The following is a 3,407-nucleotide window of genomic DNA, read 5'->3' as shown; positions in this document are numbered from 1 at the left end:
AGGGAAATCGTGAAGCCCCATCTCGCGCTCTACATCGGTGGCATGGGCGCCAAAACCCGGAACTTCTACCACAACCTGGCAACTCGCTACGGCTTCGGCGAGGTGGCGAACCGGATTCAGGAGCTGTACCTGTCCGGGCGCAAGGACGAGGCGATCGCCGCCGTGCCGGACGAACTGGTGCGCGGTATTTCATTGGTCGGGCCGCGCGCATTCGTCGCTGAGCGCGTGGCGGCCTTCGCCGAGGCCGGGGCGACGACGCTGTTGGTGGCCCCGCTCACCGCTGACCGCCGCGAATCGGTGCGCTTTGTCGAGGAGCTACAAGAGCTGCTGCCGAGCTGACGCCTCACTGCCCCGCTTGCGGCAGCGCATCGGCGGCGATCTCGCACGGGGTCGAGCCTTCCGGTGGCGGACTCGGCGGCGCCGGCTCGGCGGGTGTTGGCGCGCCCGCCGGCTCCTCGGCCGGTGAAGCCGCGTTGTCCTGTCCAGGCGGCGGGTCAGCGGCGTCTTGCGGTGGTGGCGGGTTTGCCGGTTCGGGGGTGCTGTCGTCGGCGCCTTGGTCGGTGTCGGTGCCGGTCTCCTGCTGGTCGGAGTCGGGGTCGGGCGCCGCAGCGGCTTCATCGGTGTCTTCGTCGTCGGTCTTGTCGTCGTCGGTGTCGTCCGCGTCGGCAACCGGGTCATCGGCGTCCAGTTCGTCGCCCAGCGGATCGTCACCGGCCAGGCCATCCTCGAGCCCCGACGGACCGGCAAGCCCATCAGTCAGAGAACCGACCAAACCACCGATCGCGTCGACGATCTGGCCAGCCAGACCGACGAGGCCGCCGATGCCGCCGCCACCGCCGAGTCCGCCGACTCCGCCTCCACCGCCAAGGCCGCCGAGATCGCCGGCGCCGCTTGACAAGCCGGCGGGATCGGCCAACGGGGCGTCCAACGCCGACATCGACGGCACGGGCGGCAGACCGTCGAGCAGATCCGTCGGCAGGCTCGGCGATGTCGGCGGCAATGGTGGCGCAATAGCAGCGGCCGGCATGGTGTCGGCGGGCGCTGGTGGCGCAATTGCGGCGGCGGGCTCGATCGGCGCGCTGGCCATCGGCACGATCAACTCGTCCAGTAGCGGTCTGTCGGTGAGAGCGGCGGGGGTGTGGAAACACACCGCCGGCGCAGCGGTCAACGCGCCGGTGACCGTATCGTAGGACGCGTCCACTGAGGCCATGGTCGAGCGCATCGCGGTGAGCCAGTCGGTGCGAATGTCGTTGTCCACGTGAGGCTTTACTTGCCGCTCTACCAGCTCGTGGGCGGCCGATTGTTCGCCGGCGCCGGTCGTCACCAGCTGCGCGGCCGACAACCAAGCCGTCCGCTCGGTTATCCGGCGGTCGTCGATGTCGATGGCTGCTGCGACTTTGGCGTCGACCATCTGCCACAGGTTGTCGCGCAGAGCCGCGCATCCCTCGGCGGCAGCCCGGATCGCCGCGACCACCGCATTGCCTGAATCGCAATGCTGCTGCAGGGATTCCACCGCAGTGTCGGCTCCTGCTCCGTTCCACGCCGCGGCCAGATAAGCGAGCTGCGCGCGCTGCAAGGCCAGCGCCTCTTCGATCGGGTGAACCGCTGCCCACAGGTTGGCGCAGTCGTCGTCGAGTGCGAACAGGTCGAGTCCGTCTTCGCTGTCGTACCAGTCGAGTACCTGAGACCCACGCGCGGTTAGGTCGGGATGCTGGTAGCCCAAAACATGGCAGGCCCACACGTAGCTCTGGGTATGCTCGGCCGCGGCCCGGCCCTCGGCCAGCCGCGTCGAGACGTCAAATCGGCCGGCCACCGGTCACCCGATTCTGGCCGCCGCGCGCAGTTCGGCGTCGGCGTAGTGGTCGGCGGTCGCGCGCAGTGCGGCGGCGATCTCGACCGTCGCGCGTGACCACTGAGTCAGCTGCGCCGACAAGCGATCCAGCGCGCCGCATAGAGCATCACCGCGTGCGGCATGTGCGCGTCCCGCACGTGCGCCACTAAAAGCCAAGTGCGTCAGATTGTTTCGGACGGCGTCGTCGATAACCTCCGCCGCGCCGTCAAACCGGTTGGCGACCGACCGCACCGCGGCGACGTCGATCCAGGTGCGGCAATCTTGGTCCATACCCGTTACGACGCGCCAACGGCGTGAGCGGTTCCCGGTTAGGCGGTCACGGATTCCGCGACGCGCTGCGCGAGCCGGCGAGCGACCTCTTGATCGGACGCTTCGACCATGACGCGGATAAGTTGCTCAGTTCCTGAGGGACGCAACAGGATTCGGCCGGTGTCACCGAGTTCGGCCTCGGCCTCGCGCACCGCGGCCCGCACCTCCGGCGCTGCCACCGCGGCGGCCTTGTCCGCGACCTCGACGTTGATCAATACCTGCGGCAGGGTTTGCATCGCCGACGCCAGGCCCGCCAGCGACGAGCCGGTCCGCGCCATGCGCGACATCAACCGCAAGCCGGTGAGAATGCCGTCGCCGGTGGTGGCCAGCGCAGGCATGACGATGTGACCGGATTGCTCGCCGCCGAGGCTGTAGTCACCGGCCCGCAGCTCCTCGAGCACGTAGCGGTCGCCGACGCCGGTGCTACGAACGGTGACGCCGGCCGCCCGCATGGCCAGATGCAGCCCGAGGTTGCTCATCACCGTGGTGACCAGGGTGTTGGCGGCCAGTTCGCCAGCCTCCTGCATGGCCAGTGCCAGTACCACCATGATGTGGTCGCCGTCGACGACCTCGGCGGTGGCGTCGACCGCCAGGCAGCGATCGGCGTCGCCGTCGTGGGCCAAGCCGAGGTCCGCGCCGTGCGCCAGCACCGCCGAGCGCAGCGATTCCAGGTGCGTCGACCCGCAGCGGTCGTTGATGTTGAGCCCGCTGGGTTCGGCGTTGATCGCGATGACGCGGGCACCGGCTGCCCGGTAGGCGCGCGGCGCCGCCACCGACGCCGCGCCGTGGGCGCAGTCGACGACGACGGTCAAGCCGTCGAGCCGGGCGATGCGGGCCTTGCCGAGGTGGCGCAGGTAGCGCTCCAGCGCATCGTCAGCGTCGACGACGCGCCCAATGCCTGCGCCGACCGCGCGCAGCCCGGGCCCGGCCGCGACCAGTTCCTCGATTTCGTCTTCGGTGGCGTCGTCGAGTTTGTGACCGCCGGGACCGAAGATTTTGATGCCGTTGTCGGGCATCGGGTTGTGGGACGCGGAGATCATCACGCCGAAGTCGGCGTCGTAGGCGCTGGTCAGATACGCCACCGCGGGTGTGGGCAGCACCCCGGCCCGCAATGCGGTGACGCCCTCGCTGGTCAGCCCGGCGACCACCGCGGCTTCCAGCATTTCGCCGCTGGCCCGCGGGTCGCGGCCCACCACGGCGACCGGCCGGCGGCCCGTGCCTGTGCTGGCGAGTCGCCGTGGTGGGC

Annotated in this window: 4 protein-coding genes; 1 reads left to right on the top strand and 3 read right to left on the bottom strand. The window is 69.8% G+C overall.

The annotated features are described in order from the left end of the window. Nucleotides 1-114: 114 nt before the first annotated feature. Nucleotides 115-339, top strand: coding sequence for a hypothetical protein (locus ACFE99_RS17140; protein ID WP_375487367.1), 225 nt, complete (start codon nucleotides 115-117; stop codon nucleotides 337-339). A gap of 4 nt (nucleotides 340-343) precedes the next feature. Here the strand turns inward: ACFE99_RS17140 and ACFE99_RS17135 are convergent, their stop codons facing one another. The 3 genes from ACFE99_RS17135 to glmM form a co-directional block, all read right to left on the bottom strand. After that, entirely contained in the window at nucleotides 344-1,813 is a 1,470-nt protein-coding gene (locus ACFE99_RS17135; protein ID WP_375487355.1) for a hypothetical protein, read from the bottom strand. A gap of 3 nt (nucleotides 1,814-1,816) precedes the next feature. Next, nucleotides 1,817-2,122 (bottom strand): type VII secretion target, encoded by a 306-nt coding sequence (locus tag ACFE99_RS17130; protein WP_375487353.1) that lies wholly within the window; start codon nucleotides 2,120-2,122, stop codon nucleotides 1,817-1,819. A 38-nt stretch (nucleotides 2,123-2,160) separates the two neighbouring features. Then, a partial coding sequence (gene glmM / locus ACFE99_RS17125; protein ID WP_375487351.1) for a phosphoglucosamine mutase occupies nucleotides 2,161-3,407 on the bottom strand: 1,247 nt, incomplete at its 5' end.

The sequence above is a fragment of the uncultured Mycobacterium sp. genome (assembly GCF_964249325.1).
Taxonomy (GTDB): Bacteria; Actinomycetota; Actinomycetes; order Mycobacteriales; family Mycobacteriaceae; genus Mycobacterium.
This window is presented reverse-complemented; position numbering and strand designations above follow the sequence as displayed.